Here is a 20,529-nt window from a genome sequence, read left to right as displayed (position 1 = left end):
CAGCATCGTCCCGACGTTCAGTGGAGCTGCAGGAGCAGGAAGGCGGCGAGGAAACCGACCACTGTGATCAGGCCGATGAAGGGCTGGGCGTTCTCGAACGCCTCGGGGATCATCGCCTCGGCGAGCATCGCCAGAACGGCGCCGGCGGCGAAGGCGAGGATCACCGCCGGGACCTGGTCTGAGGCCGAACCGAGGACCAGCGCGCCCAGCGCCGCCGCCGCGGCGGTGATGACCGGTATCCCCAGCCAGACCGTGAAGATGTAGCGCTGCGAACGACCCGCCAGCCGCATGCCGGACGCGCTGGAAAGGCCCTGAGGGATGTTGGCGAGAAAGAAGCCCGCGACCACGCCTGCGGCGAGCTTGCCCCCGCCGAGCAGCGACAGGCCGATGACCAGGGCCTCGGGAATCCCGTCCAGCACGGCGCCCACCGCGATGGCGAGGCCGCTCCCCTTCTGGTCCGTTTCGCTGGGCTGGGCGACGCAGTCTCCGCACCGGTTGCGGTTCTTCGCGCCCCGCTTGGCGAGACGCCAGTTGATGAAACTGAACACCCCGCCCCCGACAAGAAGGCCGGCGACGGCGGAGAGAGGGTCCCCACGCGTGTAGGCCTCCGTCATCAGCTCGACGGCGACCACGGCGATCAGAACCCCGCCTCCGAACCCCATCACGCCGGCGATGACGCGGTGGGACAGCCGGTTGTAGAGGGTGACGGCGAGCAGGGCGCCGATCGTCAGGCCGCTGGCCGAGAACAGTCCCCACAGGCCGGCTTGGACGAACACAGGCATCATATCTTCCCGGCTACAGGCGAAAGAGCCGGTTGTCGCGGCCTCCCGGGTGCGAACGCGCGAGGCGCTCCAGACGTCTCAGAACGGTTCTCGCCCTTTAACACGGACGATGTCTGTCGACCGGGCAGTCGTCGCAGCGTGCGCGGTCGCAGAGGCGGCAGGTCGCCCAACCCCCCTGGGCGTCGCCGAACACCGACGACAGGATGGCGTCGGCGGCCCGCTCCAGGGCGACGCGGTCCTCGACGGAGACCTTGCCGAGGAGGTCCGCCAGGGCGGCCCTGCGAAGTCCGAGGAGCTCGGCGCGCTGGACCTGACCCTGTGCGGTGAGGGTGACGTGAACCACGCGACGATCTGAGGACGACTGCGATTTCTCGACCAGGCCCTGATCTCCGAGCCTCTCGACGACCCGGACGGCTCCGGCATGAGACAGCCGGAGGATCTGGCGGATCTGACCGATCGACATCCCCGGCTCATGGCCGATGGCGATGAGTGCGGCCGCTGTTTGACCGCCTGCGTTGAAGGCCTCTGCGATCGCCCGTCGAACCCGGTCGGACACCGCCTGCGAGAGGGCGCCGAAGGTGTTGATCAGGCGATCAGAGGGGTCGTCCATTGCGCGGGCTCCGGTATATGCGTCGTGCATATAATCAGGCGCGGGAGATGTCGAGGGCCTGCCGTCAAGAGGCCCCCAGGTAGGAACCGCGAACTACCCGGCGGACTTGACCGCATGCGGATGATCTCAAGAGCTGCGTCGATAGCTGCCAGGTATCGGTAATTTCTGCCGGCTTGTGCGCTGGACCCCTTTTTCCGCGTCTCAAGCTCGATAATAAATCCAAAGTTGTATTTAAATACAAGGTCTTGACGGTTGTTCGCGCAGTCTGTAGCCGCCACTGTCCGCTTGCCGTCTATGCTTGGCGCACATATAGACAGCACGATGGATGGACCTCGAGCTCGAAATATATTCGGCGTGTTCGCACTGATGATCAGCGACGACATCGTTCGTGCCAGTTCATCGCGGGCGCCCGAAGCCGGACCCGCCGCCTCGGCGCTGGCCTTGCTCTCGCACAAGCCCGGGCTCTCGATAGGCATGCTGGCGGTCGGGGTGGGTCTGTCACACGCCGGGACCGTTCGCCTGGTGGATCGATTGTCGGCAGAGGGTCTGATCGAGCGCCGGGAGCATCTGACGGATGGGCGCGCGCGGTCCCTCTATCTGACGGCGACCGGAGAAGTCGCCAGCGGCGAGGTGCTCGCCTCGCGCGATCAGGTCATCGCCGAGGGGCTGTCGATCCTGGAGCCGGGCGAGTTGAGGATCCTGAGCGACATCGCCGAACGCGTTCTGCGCGATCGCCTGGAAAACCTCGGGCACTCGTACCGCATCTGCCGCCTGTGCTGCTACGCGGGCTGTACGAACTGCCCCGTTGACGCCGAACTGCTCGAGCGAGGGGTGGACCGCGAAGCGACTGACGAGGCGTAGGTTCCTCAGGGAAGGGTGACGACGACCTTCGAAGCGGAAACGCCGGCCTTCAACGCCTCCAGAGCGGGTTGGAGCATTGCAAGGCCATGGCCCACGACCTTCGCCGGGGGCGCGGGGACGAATGTGCGCGAGGCGAGCGCTTGCGGCAGGAAGTCGCGATAGATCATCGGACCGACGTCGTCGTCCTTGAGGCTCGTCCCGGAGATATGCGTCGCCTCGATGCCCGCAGGCCGTGACTCGGGCGGCGTCAGGGTCGCCGCCACCCGGCGCGAGCCGTCGCATCTCGCGACGACGGCGAAACAGTCGTCCATACTGCCGGTGGCGTGCAACGTCCCGGCCAGACGGCGCCCACGCAGCGCCGCGACGACGTCGTCCACCAGGGTCGGGCTCGCGTGGTCGAGAACCTCGCCGGCGCCGAGGGTATTCAACAGGCCGGCGTTGCGCGCCGAGGCGACGGCGACGCAACTGTAGCCCGACGCCACAGCCAGCTGGATGGCGTTGCAGCCGACGCTCGACGATCCGCCCCAGACCAAAACCACCTCCGGGCGCGCGACCGGCGCGTGCGAGGGTGGCGCCAGCGCCAGCTGCGTCCGTCCATAGAGGCCGCCCGCGGCGGTGCCGAGGCCAAGGGGAAGGACGGCGGCATCCGTGAAGGCCATGTCGTCGGGGATCGGCGCGGCCAAGAGCTCCAGCACGATGGTGTGGTGCTGGAAGGCGCCCTGCGCGGGCTCGTTGACGGTCGTACCGACCGCCTGTCCGAGGACCCGATCGCCGACCTTGAACCGATCGACGGCGCTGCCGACCGCCGCGACCTCCCCGGCGACATCGCTGCCGAGGATCGCCGGATATTCGAGCCAGGGCAGCAGGGCGATCTCCTGCAGGATCCAGTCGATCGGGTTGATGGCGATAGCCGCGCTGCGGATCAGGATCTCGTTAGCCGCCGGCTGGGGCAGATCGGAGACGCCGATCCGCAGCGGATGGCCCGGTGCGCACTGCCAGGCGGCCTGATTGATCACGGTCCCGCCCATCGCCCAATCCCTCGATCAGCCATGACTAGGCGCGCGTTTCTGCGCGAAAAAGACCATAAAGCGGGATGGTCTGGTGACCTGAAGGAAACAATGATGGACGGTGGCCACTACGCCGAGCTGCGGGCCTTCATGGCGATCCACGAAGCACGCAGCTTCCGGGACGCCGCGTTGCGCCTCGGCGTCACGCCCTCGGCCCTGAGTCGGACCCTGCGTCGCCTCGAGGATCGCCTGGCGTTGCGCCTGTTCAACCGGACGACACGCAGCGTCCACCCGACGGAGGCGGGAGCCGTCCTTTACGCCAAGCTCGCACCGGCCATTGCCGGTCTGGACCAAGCGCTCGGAGATGCGCTCGCGCTTCGCGACGATCCCGTCGGAACGATCCGCCTGAATCTTCCGCGAATGGCGGCGGAACTGATCGTAATGCCACGCCTGCCGCTCTTCAACGCCCTGCACCCCGGCGTGCGGCTGGAGATGGTCGTCGACGATGGTCTGACCGATGTCGTGGCGGAAGGCTTCGATGCGGGGATAAGGGCCGGCGAGCGGCTGGCGCAGGACATGGTCGCCATACGGCTGACGCCGCCCTACCGGTTCGCGGTGGCGGGTTCTCCGGCCTATTTCGCCAAGCACGCACCTCCGGCCACGCCGCACGACCTGTCGGGACATCCCTGCCTCAAGTATCGCTGGGCGACGACGGGCAAGCTCGAGCGCTGGCGCTTCACCGGGCCCGAAGGCATTGTGACGGTGGGGGTCGAGGGACCGCTGGTCGCCAACGACACCGCATTCCTCCGGGACGCGGCGGTCGCCGGCATGGGACTCATCTTCCTGCCCGAGGCGGCTGTCGAGACCCATATCGCCAGCGGGGCGCTCGTCCGTGTCCTGGACGAATGGTGCAAGCCCTTCCCCGGCTTCTATCTCTATCATCCCAACCGGCATCAGACCCCGCCGGCGCTGCGCGCCCTGATTTCGTTCTTTCAGGCCGAGAACGCACACCCTGGGTAGCGGAACGGTGATCCGAGGATTGCGCTTTCCCGAAAGCGGCCCGACCGGCTCATCGACCGGGGCGTTCCAGACGCCAGGTCGGACGCACGAAGTGGCTGCTGTAGCCCCCGGGATTGCGCATGAGGTATTTCTGGTCCTCTGGCCCTGCCTCCCAGAAGGGTTCTTCCGGATTGATCTCGGAAACGACCGGGCCGGGCCACCGGCCTGACGCCTCGATTTCGGCGATGGTCGCCAGGGCGACGTCCCGCTGCGCCTCGGTGGTGTAGAAAATGGCCGACCGATAGCCTGGACCGAAATCGCTGCCCTGTTGTTCGTAGGTCGAGGGGTCGTGGATTTGGAAGAAGAGTTCCAAGAGCGCGCGATAGCTGAGGATTGAAGGGTCAAACGTCACCTCCACCGCTTCCGCATGGTTTGAATGGTTCGCATAGGCCGGATCAGCGGTTTCGCCGCCGGTGTAACCGACGCGCGTCGAAACGACTCCCCGGGCCCGGCGCAGGATATCCTCCATGCCCCAGAAGCAGCCGCCTGCGAGGATGGCTCGCTCTGGCGCTGAGACCTCTCTAGTGGTTCCTGCCTGGCTCAAGATTCGTTCGCCTTTTCCGTCCGGGCAAGGTCAGGCCAGCGTCGCGGAATTCCCGGCCAGGCTGGCGCCCGACAGTTCGGTCTGTACGTCAGACCCGCGAACGAGAGTCAGATCAACGGGGCATCGATCCGCGATCTCGAGGATGCGCGCGCGCTGCTCATCACTCAGCGGCCCCTCGAGAACGACGGTGCGGGTGAACCGGTCGGGGGGCATCATGTCCTTGATCTTCTCATGCTGCACGGTCGTGCTCGCCCGTTTGAGGGGGAAGCCCTTACGGTCCGCGTAGAGACGCATCGTCATCACCGTACAGGCTGCGAGGCCGGCGGAGACCAGTTCGAAGGGGGACAGGCCGGTCCCGAGACCGCCGACCGACACCGGTTCGTCGGCGAGCAAGACATGCTCGCCGCTGCGGATATTGAGCTGGAACTTGCCCGCGAGCGTTTCGGTGGCGACGACGCCCTCGGCAACCTCGACCTGCGGAAGATCGGCCATGAGGAGGGGGAGAAAACGGCTTGCCCATGCCGCCACCATGGCTGCGGCGTAGTTCGCATCCTCGATGTCGGTGAGAAGGTGATCCGCCGTACCGAGCGAGATGAAGCTCTTCGGATGCTTGGACGCACCGAACAGACGCGAGGCGTGATCGAGGCCGACCACCTGGTCCACCGGAGAATGGAGGATCAGCACCGGACGTCGCAGGGCGGCCATGCAGGTCTCGACGTCGAGCTTCTCGACCGCTTCCAGGAAACTGCGGCGAATGAGGAAGGACCTGCCCGCGATGTCCACCGAGGCTTCGCCTTCGCGCCTGATGGCGTCCACCTCGTCCGGTCGCAGGTTCTGCAGGATATGCTCGAGTTCGGCCGGCGCGCCGATGGTCGCCACCGCCGCAACGTCAGGCAGTTCCGCCGCGGCCATGATGGAAGCGGCGCCCCCCAGGCTGTGTCCGACGAGTAGGGAGGGTGACATCCCCGCCGCCGCCATGGCCTGAGCGGCCGCACGAAGGTCCTCGACGTCCGACAGGAAGCTGAGAGCGCCCCCCATCCCCTGGGTCCCGGTTCCGGCGAAATCGAACCGCAGCACCCCGATCCCGGCCCGCGACAGCGCGCGCGAGATACGAACGGCGGCGTGACTGTCCTTCCCGCAGGTGAAGCAGTGGGCGAAGATCGCCCAGCCCCGCGGCGTCCCCTCCGGGGCTTCAAGACGCCCGGACAGCGAGGCGCCGTCCCCGCCGACAAAGGTGAATGTTGTTCCGGCCATAAGTCGAACCCTCAGCGCGCGGCCGGGCGGCGGTGCTCCCGATCCTCAGGACGAGAGCGCAGTCGCTGACCAGTGAACGTCATCTCGAGGCCTTCTTATTATATGCGGCGCGCATATAGACAAGCCCTTTGGTCTATATTATATGCGTCGCGCATACTTCTCCGTTCGCCGTCCTTGGCGGCGTGGCGGTAGAGGCATCTGTCAGGGATGGGCCGAACGGCTATGGAACTCACTCAGGTCAGCTATTTCATCCACCTCGCCGAGACGCTGAACTTCACGGCGGCGGCTCGGATGAGCGGCGTGTCACAGCCCAGTCTGACCCGCGCCATCCGCCGCCTGGAGGAGGAGCTCGGCGGACCGCTGATCCATCGCGACGGGAAGAACAGCCGCTTGACCGGCCTCGGTCAGGACGTCGAGGCGGAGTTCAGGCGCATGATGGCGGCGATCAAGAGCGTCCGCGATCATTCGGAGAATTGGGCGATGGGGAAGCACCGCGTGCTGGATGTCGCCGTCGCGCACAGCATCGGACCGGAGAGGTTTGCGGCCTTCTTCGAGAGCATCCTGTTGGAAGCGCCAGCGATCGAAATCAGGCTGCATTCGCTTCAGTCGGGTGAGGACACATCGGAGATCCTGTCGGGAAAATACCACGCCTGCATCCTGCCGCGCGAAACGAGGCCGGACCGCAAGGTGGATATGCACCCCCTGTTTCGGGAGCGCTTCGTACTCGGCTGTGCTGAGCGTCATCCCCTGGCGACCAGTGAGATCGTGCGCGGGGAAGACCTCCTTGCGTTTCCCTTCGTCGATCGGCTGAGCTGCGAGTTTCGCGATCGGATCCTCGATCATTTCCTGCGTGGGGACATGCTCATGCGTCCCCGGTTCCGATCGGATCGCGAGGACTGGGTGCAGCGGGTCGTGGCCGCCAGCGACGCCGTCTGCATTCTTCCGGAACGATCGGCCACGGCGCACGGCCTCGTGACCCGGCCGATCGACGGTTTCGTACTGGAGCGGGAGGTCGTGATGGCGACGGTGTCCGGCTCCACGGCGGCGGTCGAAATCAGGAAGATCGCGCAACTGGCGGCCGGCTACGCGTGGAGTTGAACGAGGCGGGAGCTTCACGGCTATGGAAACTATAGACGCCACGCATTGGCCAAATCCTTGAGGCGCTGCGATACTCGACGCTACGACTGACAATATAAGCTGAGCGCAGTGTATACGGACCTCTAAACAAGTATTGGAGACCAACATGAAGTTCGAGAAGTCACAGGCGGCGATTGACCGTCTGACCCCCGAGCAGCGTCGGATTACCCAGGAGTCGGGTACCGAAAGGCCTTTCACGGGCGAATACAACGACAACAAGGCGCCGGGCATCTACGTCGACATCGTGTCGGGAGAGCCTCTGTTCGCTTCCACGGACAAGTTCGACTCGAGGTCGGGATGGCCGAGTTTCACCAGGCCGATTGTTGCGGCGAACGTGAACGAAGTCCGCGACACCGCCCACGGCATGGTCCGGACCGAGGTCAGGTCCGTGCACGCCGACGGCCATCTCGGCCATGTCTTCCCCGACGGTCCCAAGGACAAGGGCGGCCTGCGCTACTGCATCAACTCCGCCTCCCTTCGCTTCGTCCCGCGCGACGAAATGGAGGCCGGCGGATACGGCGACTATCTCGATCAGGTGAAGGAGGCTTGATATGCATCAGCGCGCAGTTCTCGCGGGCGGTTGTTTCTGGGGCATGCAGGATCTGATCCGCAAGCAGCCCGGCATCGTCTCGACCCGTGTCGGTTACACCGGCGGCGATGTCCCGAACGCCACTTATCGCAATCACGGCACGCACGCCGAGGGCATAGAAATCATCTTCGACCCGGCCGTGACGAGTTATCGAAACGTCCTGGAGTATTTCTTCAAGATCCACGATCCGACGACCAAGAACCGCCAGGGCAACGATGTCGGCCTCTCCTACAGGTCGGGCATCTGGTACGCTGACGAGGAACAGAAGCGGATCGCCGAGGACACGATCGCCGACGTGGACGCCTCGGGCCTGTGGGGCGGCAAGGTGGTCACCGAGGTCGAGCCGGTCGGCGATTTCTGGGAAGCCGAGGCGGATCACCAGGACTATCTGGAGAAGCGGCCGAACGGCTATACCTGCCACTTCCCCCGGCCCGACTGGGTGATCCCGAAGCGCCAGACAGCAGACGCCACACAGTCTGCCGCCGGATCTGCAGCGGAATAGGCTTCCCGGCCGTTGCATCCGCACCGGCCCGGTTCCCAATGGCGATGACCGCATAATTGGACGATGCGGTCATCGACCCGGCCTTGACGAGGGGCGTCGTTTCCGTCCGCCTCAGCACCAGGATCGCAGACCATGTCGGACCTCTCGTCATTTTCCATCATGCAGCGCTGGCCGGCGTCTCATCCCGATCGTCTGCAGTTGTACGCCTTCCCCACGCCCAACGGCGTCAAGGTCTCGATAATGCTGGAAGAGACCGGCCTGGCTTACGAACCCCACCTGGTCGACATCGCGAAAAACGAATCCAAGGACCCATCCTTCGTGGCGTTGAACCCGAACGGCCGCATCCCGGCGATCCTCGATCCGGACGGTCCCGAAGGCGAACCCCTCGCTTTGTGGGAATCCGGCGCGATCCTGGTCTACCTTGCGGATAAAACGGGCCAATTCCTTTCGAGTGCGCCCGCCCAACGCTACGAGACCCTGGCCTGGATCTTCTTCCAGATGTCGGGGATCGGCCCGATGTTCGGCCAGCTCGGCGTCTACCTGCGGGGACCTGGCAAGGACTTCGAGGACAAGCGGCCCCGGCAGCGGTTCGCAGACGAAACCGCGCGTCTCCTGGGCGTGCTGGATCGCCGGCTGGAGGGTCGTGAATGGATCGTCGACGACTATTCCATCGCCGACATCGCCACACTCGGCTGGGTGAATGCGCTGACCGGCATGTACGACGCCAGCGAACTCGTCGGGGTCGATGCCTACTCGAACGTCCAGATCTGGCTTGAGCGTGGCCTCGCCCGGCCCGCGGTCCAGCGCGGCCTCAACATTCCGGCCAGGCCAGCATGACCGTCCTGGCCGCCTACTACTACAACGCCGGCAAACGGGTCCGGAAATTGGCGCTCGACGAACGCGTCCCGCTGGACGAGAGCCGCTCCGGCTTCTGCTGGATCGCGCTCCACGACCCGGCCACCGACGAACTCCGCGCGCTTCAGGGGGCCTATGACCTCCACCCGCTGGCGATCGACAACGCCATGCACCCGCTGTGCCCGCCCAAGCTCGAAGTCTACAATGACGAGCTCTACATCGTCGCACAGACGGCGGAACTGGTCGGCGACGAGATCCGCTATGGCAAGACAGCGATCTTCACCGGACACAACCACCTGATCACCGCACGGCACGGCGCCGGCGGGGCGCTCGGCAACTTGCGAGAGCAACTCGAGGGTTCGCCCACCCTCTTCGGAAAGGGGGTCGACTATGTGCTGCACGCCGTCCTGCACCGGATCGTCGACCAGTATCTGCCCATTTTCGAGATGATCGAGGACGACGTGCTGGAGATGGAGAAGCGGTCGCTGGACGACGTTCTCGACCGGGCCGACGTCGCGCGGATCTTCGCACTGAGAGGCGAACTCACGCGCTTCCAGCGTACGCTCGGCGGCATGGTCGAGGTCGTCAGAAAGCTCGTCCGCGGGCACTTCCCCTGCATCAGCGAGGAGGTGAGGCCGTATTTCAACGACGTCGCCGATCATGTCGATCGCGTGCAGTCCATGGTCGACGGCCTTCTTGTGAATCTGTCGTCGGTCTTCGAGTTCAGCAGCCTTCTGGAGGCGCAGAGGACGGGCATGAGCACCCGCCGGCTCGCGGCCTGGGCGGCGATCTTGGCGGTCCCGTCGGCGATGGCGGGGATCTACGGTATGAACTTCACGCACCTGCCGGGCCTCAACTCGGCGTACGGATGGCTCGTTGTCCTCGGGCTGATGGCGGCGACCTGCCTGTTCCTGTTCGTGCGCTTCAAGAAGGCCAAATGGCTATGAACGCCACCGCTCTCGCCACTCGCCGTCATCCGACGGACGACAGCCCGCCGTTTGCCGAGGCGGGCTCAGATCAACGGCAGACAAAGGTGAAGCCATGACATCCCAGATTACCGACGTCATCGACGCAGTGCAGTCGTTCGTCGCCAAGGGCTACGACCGCGAATACCGCGTCAAGGACGGCCAGCTCATCGATCTCGAACTCGGATCGACGCTCGAGGCCTGCAACCTGAACGTCGATGCGGCCCTGCGCCTCGAAAGCGGGGACGACGCCGAAGACGCCTCCAACATCTACGCGATCACGGATCCCGCGACCGGTCACAAGGGCCTGCTGATCGACGCCTTCGACGTTTTCGACGAGCTCTGTCACGCCGACTTCTCCGAGCGGCTCGTGGCGAACCGGGAAACAACGCAGACCGGCGGCCAGGACGTACCGATGAAGTACGGGCTGCGCAAAATCTACAAGGCCGAGTTCGAGCAGGACACCGCGCGTTACATCCTGCGCGAGGGCTTTCCGGATTTCCCGCCCTGTCCGTTCGGCCAGGAGTACAGCATTCTCGGCTTCGACACCGCCGAGCAGTCCTATGTCTGGCTGGTCACGAGCATCATTCGTGATTCCCGGCTGATCAGGGTTCCCTACCAGGGCGAAGATGTCATCGACGAGGACCAGAGCGATCCACGGCTGTGAGAGTCCCGACCCAGGCGATCACGGCCAATCCGGCCCGCTATCCTGAAACATAGAAACACGACGAGGAAACGATGGACTGGAACAAAGACCACATCCGCGAGACCATGCTTTCGCTGGAGACGGCCGCGCTGAACAGCGCTCGCGAACATTATCAGGACTATGTCTGCGACGCCCGGATCGATCGATCCGAACCGAACGACAACCACGTGCATTCGCAGGCTGAGATCGCGAGCGACTTCGCTGAATCGCTTGACGACACAATCCATGACCAGGCCGACAAGCTGGAAACGCTGCGGACCATCGATTTCGGTCCCAGGTCGACCGTGGGCGAAGGCGCGGTCGTCAAGCTGTCTGGCCGCTGGTTCGTGATCGCGGTGTCGACGAACCGGTTCAAGTGTCAGGGGCGCGAGTTCATGGGCATTTCCACCATGGCGCCCATCTACGAAGCGATCGAAGGCGCCAAGGCCGGAGAGGTCATCGAGTTCAATGGCCGCACCCTCACCGTCGAGGACGTCGCCTAGGCCCCGTCCTCGACGACCGACGGGCGGCGCGGCTCGCTCTGCGACGCCTCCTTCATCCGGATCATCGCCTCCAGGGATCCGGTGATCATGGGCGTGCCGGGACAAAGGATGGCTCTCGCCCGGATGGGGTGGGGCGCCGTCCTGCGGGCAAGGGCCAGCACCGCCAAAATCGCGAGGACAGCCGCCGCATAGAGGAACAGGCCGCCGGGGCCGACGAGGTTCATCACGGCGCCGCCTATGATCGGCCCGGCGGCTGTCCCGATCCCGTTGAGCAGCAGAAGCCCTCGCGCGGTGCCCAGCAGCCGATCGGGGGGGAGGTCGTCGTTGGCGACGGCGAGACACAGGGAATAGATCGGGATGCCGAAGCCGCCGAACAGGGCGCCCGCGACCAGGAGCAGCGGCAGGGGCGCCTGGACCGCCAAGGCCACGCCGACGGCGGCCACGGCCGACGCCAGGGCGGCGCCGGCGATTACGACGTTCCGGGACACCCGGTCCGAGAGCCAGCCGAGCGGCCACTGCAAGACAAGGGTTCCACCCAGAACCGCGGCCATGAAGGCGGAGATGCCGCCCACGTCCAGGCCGATCCTCTGGCCGAAGTTCGGGCCCATGCCCCAGAACCCGCCGATGGCCAGTCCGGCCAGGAAGGCGCCGGCCGCAGCGAGGGGCGACATGACGATAAGGTCCCTGAACGCGACCGGCTGCTGTTTCACCTCGGCCGGCGGACGTGTGGGCAGGAGGGTGATCGGAACCACCGCCGCCGAGATCAGAAGCGAGACGATCAGGAACAGTGTCAGGCCCGCGGGCGGTGCGACGTTGAGAAGCCCCTGCCCGACGGCCCATGACCCCATCGACACGACTCCGAAGATCGACAGCAGCTGGCCGCGCGTCGACGGCATGGCATGGGCGTTGAGCCAGCTCTCCGTCGCCAGGATCATGCCCGCGTAGGCGAAGCCTGTGACGAGGCGAAGCGGCATCCAGGCGACTGGGTCCACGACCGCGCCGTGGACCAGCGCGGTCATCGACGCGATCGCGGCGAAACCGGCGAAGGTCCTGACATGGCCGACCGACACGATGATCCGGGGCAGGACGAGCGCGCCGATCGTGAAGCCGGCGAAGTAGAAGGACATCATCGCGCTGATCGCGCCGCCCGGGAAATCCTCCTGGCCGGCCCTCACGATCAGGAGCGTGCCCAGAAGGCCGTTTCCCAGGAGCAGGGCGGCGACGCTCAGCAACAGGCCCGCCACCGGCGCGAGCACGAGGCCGCGCCTGGAGGCCGCCATCATGGTCTCGACCGACCGTTTCATGTCGAGAACGGGCGCAAGGCCTGATGTGCTGCGGCGCGGATCAGGACGGGGGACCATCGCATGGCTACCCCTGCTCCAGTTCCTTGACGATCTGGTCCGCGTCGAGATGGAAGTCCGAGAAGACGATGTGGCCGCCGGCGTCGATGACGGCGAACCACGGCGTTCCACCTGTTCCGTAGTCCTCCATGAAGCTGGGAAGCCTCGTGCCCGCCGCCGGTTCATCGTGGCCGAACGCGAGGGGAAGCTCGTACCTGAGCTGGTTCACGCGAAGCTTCTCGAAGGTGTTCTCCTCCGCGCCTTCGAAGACGGTCTGGATCACCGCGAACCCCACGCCCCTGGGACCCAGGGCGCGATGCAGCCTCTGCAGCGTCGGGAAGCCGTGCACATGGCAGCCCTGACACCAGTGCTGGAAGGCGAACAGGATTTTCGGCCCCGTCCCGAGATCAGACAAAGTGAGCGGCGCGGCGAGGGTGGCGCCATCCTCGCCGATCCACCGCTGCACCCGTAGTTCGGGCGCCTGTGCTTCGGCCATGCTCATCGGTTTCTCCAGCCGGGTGTGAAAGCCCGCTGACGGTCGACACTGGCGACGACGGGCGAACGTCCGGCCTTGTCTGCGTCCTGCGCCCTGAAGTCTTCGTCGCCAGATCGGAACGTCTGCGAACCTGTAGTCGGAACACGAGTTCTCGTGATCGCGACTATGAAGCCTGCCCCGGACCATAGCCAATAGCGGCCCGACATAGTTTCCATGCCTCGCCGCCCTCCCCTGTCAGACGCGGCCGAAGACGCGCGAACGCCTCGGCGACGCTTCGACCCGGCCGAACCCTGCGCATCCGGCATCCCGGGACGTCGCTATCAAAACTATAGCGAAGGGGTATTGGGAAAACAGGCTGGCCGGGCGCTATAGTCAAGTTACGACAGTCGCGGCGCAGATTGGTTCAAGACAGTTCTATACTGACGGCAGACCCGGTTTTCTGATTTTCGCACGGCCCGCAGACTCGACGACTGTTCGCGCTGGGGTCCTGTACAGAAATCGGAAGTGAACCCGGATGCAATCTGTCGTCGTCAGCGAGAGGACACAGGCGCATGGTCACCAGAGGGTTCACCGGCCGCGGTTCAGGCGGCGACACGGACAAGCGGATTCCGCCCGGTCAGCATCTCGTGGAAAACTTCCCCGTCCTGACGGCCGGTCCGACGCCGAGCGTCGAACTCGCGGACTGGAAGTTCACGATCAAGGTCGGCCCCAAACCTCACAAGAGCTGGAACTGGGCCGAGTTCAACGCCCTGCCCAAGACCAGGATGACGGCCGACATCCACTGCGTCACCGCCTGGTCCAAGCTGGACACCAGATGGGAGGGCGTCCTCATCGAGGACATCCTGGCCGATGCGGGGCTCGATCGTCCCACCGACTTCGTCCTGGCGCACTGCTACGACAACTATTCGACCAACGTCCCCCTGGCCGACCTGCTCTCGGGCAAGGCGATGGTTGCCCTCACCTACGACGGCAAGCCGCTCGAGCGCGATCACGGAGGTCCGGCGCGGCTCCTGGTCCCACACCTCTACCTGTGGAAATCCGCCAAATGGGTGAATGCGCTTCAGTTCACGACCCGCGACGAGCCCGGGTTCTGGGAGGGGCACGGCTATCACATCTACGGCGATCCCTGGCGCGAGCAGAGATACACCAATGACTGAAACCGGCGCCCAGCTGGCGACGTGGCAACCCTGCGTGATCGCGGACATCGTCCAGCAGACGCCGGCCATCAAGAGCTTCTTCTTCTGGCCCGAGCGACCCTTCGTCCATATCCCGGGGCAGCACGTCGATGTCCGGTTGACCGCGCCCGACGGCTACACCGCGATGCGGAGCTACTCGATCGCCTCGTCGGCGATCTCGTCCCCGACGCTCGAACTCGCGATCGAGCGTCTGCCGGACGGCGAAGTCTCGAGCTTCTTCCACGATATCGCCGCAGTCGGCGACGAGATCGAAATCCGGGGTCCGCTCGGCGGCCACTTCCTGTGGCCCCAGCCCGCCATGGACCCCGTGCTTCTGATCGGCGCGGGGTCCGGACTCGTGCCGCTGATGGCGATGATCCGGCAGCGTCGCGCCTGGGCCCAGGACGTGCCGACCGCCCTGCTTCTCTCCGCGCGGACGGCCGGGGACGTTCTGTTCTCGGAAGAGCTCCACGCCGCCGAGACGACCGATCCGACGTTCGTCCTGGCCCTGGCGATCACGCGCGACACGCCCGCCCGCGCCTCGGACTTCGGGCGGCGGATCGACAGCGCGATGATCGCCGACGTCGTCGCCCGCCTCCCGCAGAAGCCCGAACACGTCTTCGTTTGCGGGTCCAACGGCTTCGTCAACATCGCCGTCGACGGCGCGCTCCTGGCCGGCCTTGATCCGTCGATCATCAAGACCGAACGCTATGGCGGATAGCGTCCCGGTGACCCGGTGGTCTTGGGCTGAAGGCTCATGGGCGCGCCGGATGCGATCGCGCTGCACGATCCCGGATCAACGCTCTCCCGGCCGTGGCGGCTCTCCCGCGCTGCGCCAACCCTGATCGAGGTCGTCATGAACCGCTTTGCCCAACCCGTCTTCATCGCCCCCGGCCTGCGGACCCCCTTCGGCCGCGGAGGCGGCGCGCTTGCGGCCTATGACGCGATCTCCCTTTCCGTGCCCGTCATGCAGGCGATGGCGGCGCAGGCGACGCCCGACCTCCTCATCTGGGGAACCGTGATCCCGAACTTGGGCTGGAGCAACATCGCGCGCGAGGCCTGGCTTGACGCCAAACTGGATCCAACGGTTCCGGCCTTCTCCGTCGTCCTGGCCTGCTCCACCAGCATGACGGCGGCCGTCGCCGCAGCAGGGATGCTGGGCAAGGGGACGGATCTCACGATGGTCGGGGGGGCCGAAGTCATGAGCCGGCCTTCGATCGCCCTGACCGCCGAGGCGTCGAAGCGGCTCACTGACCTCTTTGCGAAGGACGCAATGGCCGCGCTTGCAGCCCTGCAGGCGCTCACTCCCACCGACTATGTGCTTCCCACCAAGGGCTGGGCCAACCGGATCACCGGCAAGAGCATGGGGGATCATATGGAGGATACCGCCAAGGCCTGGCGGATCTCCCGCGAGGCGCAGGACGACTGGGCGCTCAAGAGCCACCAGCGCGTCGTCGCGGGCTGGGAGCGGGGTTTCTTCGACGATCTGGTGGTCTCCCTGCCCGAACTGGCGCGTGATGCGAACCCGCGCGCCGACACCTCATCCGAGCGACTGGCCGCATTGAAGCCGGCCTTCGACCGCACGAGCGGGATGGGAACCCTCACCGCCGGCAACAGCTCGCCGATCACCGATGGGGCCGCCGGTTGCTGGGTCGCCTCCGAGGACGGTCTGGCGAGACTTCCGGAGGGAACCCCCTACGCCCGGCTCGTCGACTACGAAATCTCGGCCGTGGATTTCCACATGGAGGGAATTCTCATGGCGCCGTCCTATGGCATTCCACGCCTGCTCGCGCGCAACAACCTCGACTTCTCTGACATAGCCCTGTGGGAAATCCATGAGGCCTTCGCGGCCCAGGTCCTGGCGAACGTCGCGGCCATCACCGACCCGGAGTGGGTGCGCGAGACGGCCGGCGTCGGGGCGGCCATGGGAGATTTCGACTGGGACCGCGTCAATCCCAACGGAGGCTCGGTCGCCCTGGGCCATCCGTTCGCCGCCACGGGGGCGCGCGACCTGAGCCAGGCGGTGAAGGAACTCTGGGCCTTGCCCCCCGGCTCGCGGGCGATCGTCAGCATCTGCGCCGACGGCGGTCAGGGCACGGTCGCCCTGCTGGAACGCGGCTGAATGGGATCGCCGATATGACCATCGACCGCTTCCCGCCGGCCCCCCCCACGCGCCCGTCAGAACAGGCCCGACACTCGCCAATGGCTCCCGGGCGGCGGACAGCGCAAACCCTGTCCGGGTTCGGACGATGATCCAGGCCTCCGACATGAAGGGCGCCAGCCCGGACCTGCGCGCCAGGGCGCTTGCCGATCTGATGGTGCTCGACACCGCTGAAGAGGAGGCGTTCGACGACTTGGTCTTCGTCGCGGCCAAGGCCTGCGCCGCGCCAATCGCACTGATCACGCTTCTGGATGCCGATCGCCAGTGGTTCAAGGCGCGGTTCGGGCTCGACGTCCGTGAGACCGAGATCGAACACTCGGTCTGCAGGATCGACATCGACCAGGGCGACTTCCTCGAGATCGAGGATCTGACGGCGGATCGCCGCACAAGGGCCAACCCTCTGGTCACCGGCGATAGACACTTCAGGGCCTATGCCGGCGCGCCCCTGGTCCTGCGCTCCGGCGTCGTGGTCGGGCGCCTCTGCGTCATTGACACAGTCCCTCGCCCGGAGGGGCTGGGCGAGAAGGAAAAGGGAATGCTTCGAGCCCTGGCCAGGCTCGCCAGCGAAAACCTCGAGCTGCGCCGCACCGCCAAGATGAGCGATCGTATGGTGACGCTGCAGACCGCACTGGTGGAGATCGGCGACACCATTCGCAACAGCCGGGACGCCGGACAGATGGCCTTCGCGACTGCCGGCGTCGTCGGCCGCGTGCTGTCGGCGGATCGCGCGGGGTTTGGATCGGTCGACGCCACTGTGGAGACGATCGACGTCGAGACCGACTGGACGGCGCCGGGCGTCGCGAGCATCGCCGGCCGGCACCGCCTCGATACCTTCAGACACCTGCAAGACCCGCCCGATCCCGGAGAGCCGCTTGTCGTCTGGGACGCCCTTGGCGGCGAACGCAACCTGCATGATCTGCAAGGCGCGACGCGCATCGGCGTCCGCTCCCTTGTCGACATGCCCGTGCGCGAGCACGGCAAGACGATCGCCATACTCTTCGTCCATTCGGCTCATCCGCGAGCCTGGCCGCCCGAAGAGATCGCTTTCCTGCGCAGCGCCGCCGACCGCCTGGAGGCGGGCGTGGCGCAACATCGCGCCGAGCAGCAGCAGCGCATCATCAACGGTGAAATCGCCCACCGTCTGAAGAACACCCTGACGATGGTCCAGGCGATCGCAAGTCAGACCTTGAGGACGGTCGCCGACCGTGAAGCGATCTACGGTTTCGAGCGACGACTGATTGCGCTGAGCGCCGCGCATGACGCCCTGCTGGAGACAAACTGGACGCAGGCCGATCTCCGGACGATCGCGAACACAGTGCTCGAGACCGTCGCATTTGCGGATCGGTGCACCTTGGACGGGCCGCCCGTCGCGCTCGGACCCCGGGCCGCCGTTTCCTTCTCCCTGATCGTGCACGAACTTCTGACCAACGCCTTCAAATACGGGGCCCTGTCGAACGAGGACGGGGAGGTTTCGCTCACCTGGGACATCGAAAGCGCGGAAGCCGAGGATTTGCTGGTGATCCGCTGGCAGGAAAGCGGCGGACCCGTCGTGATCCCGCCCTTCCGGCGCGGCTTCGGGTCAAAGCTGGTCAGTGTCGGCCTGGCCGGCACGGGCGGCGTGAACCTTCGTTACGACCGGTCGGGCTTCTCGGCCGATCTGCGAGCGTCGCTGCGCTATCTCGCCCAGGCTTGAGACAGGATGATGTGCAATGACCAAACCCGTCGTCCTGGTCGTCGAAGACGAACCGCTTGTTCGCCTGTTTGCGGCGGACATGCTCGAGGACGCGGGCTTCGAGGTGCTGCAGGCCCCGAACGCGACGGAGGCGATTGCAGCCCTGGAGGATCGGCTGGACGTCCGCGTCGTCTTCACGGACGTCGACATGCCCGGTGGCGTCAGCGGCATCCAACTGGCGGCGTACATCCGGTCGCGTTGGCCACCCATCCAGATCATCGTCACATCGGGCAGGCCCTGGCCCGCAGACGACCCTGTCCCGGCGAATGTCGCGTTCTTTCCGAAGCCCTATCGCCAGGAGCAGGTGCTCGACACCGTGAGACGAATGGCGGCCTAGCGTCCCGTCCTGACGCCGTCGGGCCTCTACACCTTTGTCGGCGCACAGAGGTCGCCCCAGGCCAGGTCTGCGCAGGTCCAGCGCTGCCGGGCGGCGTGGTGAGACGGCGCCGCCACGGGTTTTCCGCTTCGTACGCGAGCACACCCTTGGCGTTCAGGCTCTCATCGCCGGCGGCCGGGCCTTCACCTTCAACCCCCGCAGAGATGCGCCAGGGTCGGCCTCGCCGCCCCAAAGCAGGAGACGCGATATGACAGCTGATGTCCTGATGTACACCACGAGCTGGTGCCCGTTCTGCAGCCGGGCGAAGGCGCTCCTGAAAGAGAAGGGGGTGCAATGGACCGAGCTCGATATCGAGGCGGATCCGGTTCACCGGCAGGCGATGATGGAAGCGTCGGGACGGACGTCCGTCCCCCAGATCTTCATCAACGGCACGCTTGTCGGCGGCTCCGAGGAGCTGTTCGCCCTCGACGTCAGAGGCGAGCTTGACCAGCTTCTTGGGCGTACCCCGTCCACGACCTGACGCCCCCCTGGCGCGGGTCGCCCGGCCCGTGCCGCTTTTTGAACACGAGAGGAGAACCCATTGGTTTCAGCAATCTGGGAAGACACCACCATCGCAACGAGCGGCTACACAGTCGTGGTCGAGGGAAACCACTACTTCCCGCCTGCGTCGGTCGATTTTCGCCTGCTCGAGATGAGCCCGCATACGACCGTCTGTCCCATCAAGGGGGCCGCGAGCTACTACCATGTTCGCGTGGGCAAGCTGCTCAACCAGAATGCGGCCTGGACCTATCCTGAGCCCAATCCGGGCTCCGAGCATATCCGGGATCACGTCGCGTTCTGGAAGGGCGTCGAGGTTGGCTGACAGGCCCGCCGGGAGGCGGATTCACTGACGCCTCCAACTCTCCGGGTCCGGGCCGGCTGTAGACCCGGACCTTCGGCGCCGGCGGTGTGGCGCTCACGCGTCAACGGGATCGATACGGATGGATGAGACGGAGCATGTCGAGTTCGACGCCGCCTTCGCGAAGATTGCAGAGGGATACGGCGAAGGCGTCTACGAAGGCCGACGTTACGGTGTGACAGTCCGGCGATCCGGCGACGGGCGGCGCAACAGTCTGTTCGCCCGCGAGCTGGCCGGAACCGACATCGTCAGCTTCAACCTCTACCGGACGGCCTCGGATCGAGCGCTGCTGAAGCCCTGCGAGATGTCCTCTGAAAAGGTCGTGGCGTTTGTGCTGGAGTTCAGACCGAACCCCTGACGGCGGGTGGAGCGCCTCGCGGTCGCCTTGGACTTCCTCATGTGCCTCGGGGGTATCAAAACAATACTCTCCGGCCATTGGACTTCGCCGGGGGATAAACTCATCGTCTATCGGTCGCGCTCCTTGGGGGAAGCGGCGGCGGCTCCTGTGAGCCATGATCGAAAGTCCAGGCCATGACAACCATCAGCGCCGCGCCTCTCCAGACGTTGTCGGATCTTGAGGAAGGCGCGGCGATGACGGTCGCTGACGCCCTGAAGATCATCCTGGCGGACAGCTATGCGATCTACCTGAAGACCAAGAATTTCCACTGGCATGTCTCCGGCCCCTATTTCAGGGACTATCACCTGCTCCTCGACGAGCAGGCCGCGGAGATTTTGGCCGCCACCGACGCGATCGCCGAGCGGGCGCGCAAGACGGGCAACACCACCATTCGATCGATCGGCGACATCGCGCGCCACCAGACCATCAAGGACAACGATGCGGAGTTCGTGTCGCCGCAGGATATGCTGGCGGAGCTCCGCGCCGACAATCTCCGCATGGTCGAGTCGTTCCGGCGCGCCAAGGACGTCGCGGACAAGGCGAGAGACAATGCGACGTCCGGCCTCATCGACACCTGGACGGACGAAGCGGAGCGCCGTGCCTGGTTTCTGTTCGAGATCAGCCGACAGGGCTAGCCGGA

Annotated in this window: 25 protein-coding genes; 18 read left to right on the top strand and 7 right to left on the bottom strand. The window is 65.6% G+C overall.

The window, feature by feature from the left end; genetic code table 11:
• Positions 1-17 precede the first annotated feature (17 nt).
• Both RTY13_RS09980 and RTY13_RS09975 read right to left on the bottom strand, forming a co-directional pair.
• Positions 18-782 carry a hypothetical protein gene (locus RTY13_RS09980; protein ID WP_312783088.1) on the bottom strand — a complete coding sequence of 255 codons (765 nt, stop codon included), beginning with the start codon at positions 780-782 and terminating at the stop codon, positions 18-20.
• A gap of 97 nt (positions 783-879) precedes the next feature.
• Positions 880-1,392 (bottom strand): MarR family winged helix-turn-helix transcriptional regulator, encoded by a 513-nt coding sequence (locus RTY13_RS09975; protein WP_312783086.1) that lies wholly within the window; start codon positions 1,390-1,392, stop codon positions 880-882.
• Between the two features lie 354 nt (positions 1,393-1,746).
• On the opposite strand from RTY13_RS09975, the gene RTY13_RS09970 reads away from it, so the two are divergent.
• Positions 1,747-2,253 (top strand): MarR family winged helix-turn-helix transcriptional regulator, encoded by a 507-nt coding sequence (locus RTY13_RS09970; RefSeq protein WP_312783085.1) that lies wholly within the window; start codon positions 1,747-1,749, stop codon positions 2,251-2,253.
• A 5-nt stretch (positions 2,254-2,258) separates the two neighbouring features.
• On the opposite strand, the gene RTY13_RS09965 is transcribed toward RTY13_RS09970, so the two are convergent.
• Complete coding sequence (locus RTY13_RS09965) at positions 2,259-3,281, bottom strand: zinc-binding alcohol dehydrogenase family protein (RefSeq protein WP_312783084.1); 1,023 nt, start codon at positions 3,279-3,281, stop codon at positions 2,259-2,261.
• A gap of 21 nt (positions 3,282-3,302) precedes the next feature.
• Here RTY13_RS09965 and RTY13_RS09960 point away from each other — a divergent pair, with 21 nt between their 5' ends.
• Positions 3,303-4,280 carry a LysR family transcriptional regulator gene (locus tag RTY13_RS09960; RefSeq protein WP_312783083.1) on the top strand — a complete coding sequence of 326 codons (978 nt, stop codon included), beginning with the start codon at positions 3,303-3,305 and terminating at the stop codon, positions 4,278-4,280.
• A 49-nt stretch (positions 4,281-4,329) separates the two neighbouring features.
• Here RTY13_RS09960 and msrA (RTY13_RS09955) read toward each other — a convergent pair whose 3' ends face one another.
• Both msrA (RTY13_RS09955) and RTY13_RS09950 read right to left on the bottom strand, forming a co-directional pair.
• Positions 4,330-4,863, bottom strand: a complete 534-nt coding sequence (gene msrA / locus RTY13_RS09955; RefSeq protein WP_296173401.1) for a peptide-methionine (S)-S-oxide reductase MsrA — start codon at positions 4,861-4,863, stop codon at positions 4,330-4,332.
• Between the two features lie 30 nt (positions 4,864-4,893).
• Entirely contained in the window at positions 4,894-6,117 is a 1,224-nt protein-coding gene (locus RTY13_RS09950; RefSeq protein ID WP_296173399.1) for a bifunctional alpha/beta hydrolase/OsmC family protein, read from the bottom strand.
• A gap of 222 nt (positions 6,118-6,339) precedes the next feature.
• Here RTY13_RS09950 and RTY13_RS09945 point away from each other — a divergent pair, with 222 nt between their 5' ends.
• The 7 genes from RTY13_RS09945 (at position 6,340) to RTY13_RS09915 (ending at position 11,353) form a co-directional block, all read left to right on the top strand.
• The gene (locus tag RTY13_RS09945; RefSeq protein WP_296173395.1) at positions 6,340-7,215 is read left to right on the top strand and encodes a LysR family transcriptional regulator; all 876 of its coding nucleotides are present in this window, start codon (positions 6,340-6,342) and stop codon (positions 7,213-7,215) included.
• 145 nt (positions 7,216-7,360) lie between these two features.
• Positions 7,361-7,804 carry a peptide-methionine (R)-S-oxide reductase MsrB gene (gene msrB / locus RTY13_RS09940; protein ID WP_296173392.1) on the top strand — a complete coding sequence of 148 codons (444 nt, stop codon included), beginning with the start codon at positions 7,361-7,363 and terminating at the stop codon, positions 7,802-7,804.
• Position 7,805: 1 nt separating this feature from the next.
• Positions 7,806-8,345: a peptide-methionine (S)-S-oxide reductase MsrA gene (msrA, locus tag RTY13_RS09935; RefSeq protein WP_296173390.1), complete on the top strand. Its 540-nt coding sequence runs from the start codon at positions 7,806-7,808 to the stop codon at positions 8,343-8,345.
• 132 nt (positions 8,346-8,477) lie between these two features.
• Positions 8,478-9,182 (top strand): glutathione S-transferase N-terminal domain-containing protein, encoded by a 705-nt coding sequence (locus tag RTY13_RS09930; protein WP_296173388.1) that lies wholly within the window; start codon positions 8,478-8,480, stop codon positions 9,180-9,182.
• Entirely contained in the window at positions 9,179-10,147 is a 969-nt protein-coding gene (locus tag RTY13_RS09925; protein WP_312783081.1) for a magnesium and cobalt transport protein CorA, read from the top strand. The genes RTY13_RS09930 and RTY13_RS09925 overlap by 4 nt, the downstream gene beginning before the upstream one ends.
• Before the next feature lie 94 nt (positions 10,148-10,241).
• A complete protein-coding gene (locus RTY13_RS09920) occupies positions 10,242-10,832 on the top strand; it encodes a hypothetical protein (protein WP_312783080.1) in 591 nt (196 codons plus the stop codon).
• A 104-nt stretch (positions 10,833-10,936) separates the two neighbouring features.
• Complete coding sequence (locus RTY13_RS09915) at positions 10,937-11,353, top strand: hypothetical protein (RefSeq protein ID WP_312783079.1); 417 nt, start codon at positions 10,937-10,939, stop codon at positions 11,351-11,353.
• On the opposite strand, the gene RTY13_RS09910 is transcribed toward RTY13_RS09915, so the two are convergent.
• On the bottom strand, positions 11,350-12,636 hold the full coding sequence (locus RTY13_RS09910; protein ID WP_312783077.1) for an MFS transporter: 1,287 nt from the start codon (positions 12,634-12,636) through the stop codon (positions 11,350-11,352). The two genes, RTY13_RS09915 and RTY13_RS09910, sit on opposite strands and share 4 nt — an antisense overlap.
• A gap of 85 nt (positions 12,637-12,721) precedes the next feature.
• Positions 12,722-13,195: a TlpA family protein disulfide reductase gene (locus tag RTY13_RS09905; protein ID WP_312783075.1), complete on the bottom strand. Its 474-nt coding sequence runs from the start codon at positions 13,193-13,195 to the stop codon at positions 12,722-12,724.
• A gap of 545 nt (positions 13,196-13,740) precedes the next feature.
• Between RTY13_RS09905 and RTY13_RS09900 the strand changes: the two genes are divergently transcribed.
• From RTY13_RS09900 to RTY13_RS09860, 9 genes are all read left to right on the top strand, one after another.
• Positions 13,741-14,346 (top strand): sulfite oxidase-like oxidoreductase, encoded by a 606-nt coding sequence (locus RTY13_RS09900; protein ID WP_312783073.1) that lies wholly within the window; start codon positions 13,741-13,743, stop codon positions 14,344-14,346.
• Positions 14,339-15,085, top strand: a complete 747-nt coding sequence (locus RTY13_RS09895; RefSeq protein WP_312783071.1) for a ferredoxin reductase — start codon at positions 14,339-14,341, stop codon at positions 15,083-15,085. The genes RTY13_RS09900 and RTY13_RS09895 overlap by 8 nt, the downstream gene beginning before the upstream one ends.
• 36 nt (positions 15,086-15,121) lie before the next feature.
• Positions 15,122-16,486, top strand: coding sequence for an acetyl-CoA C-acyltransferase (locus tag RTY13_RS09890; RefSeq protein ID WP_312783069.1), 1,365 nt, complete (start codon positions 15,122-15,124; stop codon positions 16,484-16,486).
• Positions 16,487-16,613: 127 nt separating this feature from the next.
• Positions 16,614-18,218 (top strand): GAF domain-containing protein, encoded by a 1,605-nt coding sequence (locus tag RTY13_RS09885; RefSeq protein WP_312783067.1) that lies wholly within the window; start codon positions 16,614-16,616, stop codon positions 18,216-18,218.
• Between the two features lie 16 nt (positions 18,219-18,234).
• Positions 18,235-18,594, top strand: a complete 360-nt coding sequence (locus RTY13_RS09880; protein WP_312783066.1) for a response regulator — start codon at positions 18,235-18,237, stop codon at positions 18,592-18,594.
• A 247-nt stretch (positions 18,595-18,841) separates the two neighbouring features.
• Positions 18,842-19,114: a glutaredoxin 3 gene (gene grxC / locus RTY13_RS09875; RefSeq protein WP_312783065.1), complete on the top strand. Its 273-nt coding sequence runs from the start codon at positions 18,842-18,844 to the stop codon at positions 19,112-19,114.
• A gap of 60 nt (positions 19,115-19,174) precedes the next feature.
• Positions 19,175-19,456, top strand: a complete 282-nt coding sequence (locus RTY13_RS09870; RefSeq protein WP_312783064.1) for a DUF427 domain-containing protein — start codon at positions 19,175-19,177, stop codon at positions 19,454-19,456.
• Between the two features lie 118 nt (positions 19,457-19,574).
• Positions 19,575-19,850, top strand: coding sequence for a hypothetical protein (locus RTY13_RS09865; RefSeq protein WP_312783062.1), 276 nt, complete (start codon positions 19,575-19,577; stop codon positions 19,848-19,850).
• Positions 19,851-20,023: 173 nt separating this feature from the next.
• Positions 20,024-20,524, top strand: a complete 501-nt coding sequence (locus tag RTY13_RS09860; RefSeq protein WP_312783060.1) for a DNA starvation/stationary phase protection protein — start codon at positions 20,024-20,026, stop codon at positions 20,522-20,524.
• Positions 20,525-20,529: the final 5 nt, after the last annotated feature.

The sequence above is a fragment of the Brevundimonas sp. genome (assembly GCF_032055285.1).
GTDB lineage: Bacteria > Pseudomonadota > Alphaproteobacteria > Caulobacterales > Caulobacteraceae > Brevundimonas.
The sequence above is the reverse complement of the archived record's forward strand: the minus strand, read 5'-3'. Positions and strand labels throughout refer to the sequence as shown.

Excerpts from the sequence above, each read along its gene's own strand:
- RTY13_RS09965 (WP_312783084.1), bottom strand. The coding sequence starts at position 3,281 with ATGGGCGGGACCGTGATCAATCAGGCCGCCTGGCAGTGCGCACCGGGC.
- RTY13_RS09905 (WP_312783075.1), bottom strand. The coding sequence starts at position 13,195 with ATGAGCATGGCCGAAGCACAGGCGCCCGAACTACGGGTGCAGCGGTGG.
- RTY13_RS09915 (WP_312783079.1), top strand. The coding sequence starts at position 10,937 with ATGCTTTCGCTGGAGACGGCCGCGCTGAACAGCGCTCGCGAACATTAT.
- RTY13_RS09900 (WP_312783073.1), top strand. The coding sequence starts at position 13,741 with ATGGTCACCAGAGGGTTCACCGGCCGCGGTTCAGGCGGCGACACGGAC.
- RTY13_RS09880 (WP_312783066.1), top strand. The coding sequence starts at position 18,235 with ATGACCAAACCCGTCGTCCTGGTCGTCGAAGACGAACCGCTTGTTCGC.
- RTY13_RS09950 (WP_296173399.1), bottom strand. The coding sequence starts at position 6,117 with ATGGCCGGAACAACATTCACCTTTGTCGGCGGGGACGGCGCCTCGCTG.
- msrA (WP_296173390.1), top strand. The coding sequence starts at position 7,806 with ATGCATCAGCGCGCAGTTCTCGCGGGCGGTTGTTTCTGGGGCATGCAG.
- RTY13_RS09885 (WP_312783067.1), top strand. The coding sequence starts at position 16,614 with ATGATCCAGGCCTCCGACATGAAGGGCGCCAGCCCGGACCTGCGCGCC.
- RTY13_RS09860 (WP_312783060.1), top strand. The coding sequence starts at position 20,024 with ATGACAACCATCAGCGCCGCGCCTCTCCAGACGTTGTCGGATCTTGAG.
- RTY13_RS09910 (WP_312783077.1), bottom strand. The coding sequence starts at position 12,636 with ATGATGGCGGCCTCCAGGCGCGGCCTCGTGCTCGCGCCGGTGGCGGGC.
- RTY13_RS09980 (WP_312783088.1), bottom strand. The coding sequence starts at position 782 with ATGCCTGTGTTCGTCCAAGCCGGCCTGTGGGGACTGTTCTCGGCCAGC.
- RTY13_RS09920 (WP_312783080.1), top strand. The coding sequence starts at position 10,242 with ATGACATCCCAGATTACCGACGTCATCGACGCAGTGCAGTCGTTCGTC.
- RTY13_RS09960 (WP_312783083.1), top strand. The coding sequence starts at position 3,303 with ATGACTAGGCGCGCGTTTCTGCGCGAAAAAGACCATAAAGCGGGATGG.
- RTY13_RS09925 (WP_312783081.1), top strand. The coding sequence starts at position 9,179 with ATGACCGTCCTGGCCGCCTACTACTACAACGCCGGCAAACGGGTCCGG.
- RTY13_RS09890 (WP_312783069.1), top strand. The coding sequence starts at position 15,122 with ATGGGCGCGCCGGATGCGATCGCGCTGCACGATCCCGGATCAACGCTC.
- RTY13_RS09930 (WP_296173388.1), top strand. The coding sequence starts at position 8,478 with ATGTCGGACCTCTCGTCATTTTCCATCATGCAGCGCTGGCCGGCGTCT.
- RTY13_RS09865 (WP_312783062.1), top strand. The coding sequence starts at position 19,575 with ATGGATGAGACGGAGCATGTCGAGTTCGACGCCGCCTTCGCGAAGATT.
- grxC (WP_312783065.1), top strand. The coding sequence starts at position 18,842 with ATGACAGCTGATGTCCTGATGTACACCACGAGCTGGTGCCCGTTCTGC.
- RTY13_RS09895 (WP_312783071.1), top strand. The coding sequence starts at position 14,339 with ATGACTGAAACCGGCGCCCAGCTGGCGACGTGGCAACCCTGCGTGATC.
- msrB (WP_296173392.1), top strand. The coding sequence starts at position 7,361 with ATGAAGTTCGAGAAGTCACAGGCGGCGATTGACCGTCTGACCCCCGAG.
- RTY13_RS09975 (WP_312783086.1), bottom strand. The coding sequence starts at position 1,392 with ATGGACGACCCCTCTGATCGCCTGATCAACACCTTCGGCGCCCTCTCG.
- RTY13_RS09945 (WP_296173395.1), top strand. The coding sequence starts at position 6,340 with ATGGAACTCACTCAGGTCAGCTATTTCATCCACCTCGCCGAGACGCTG.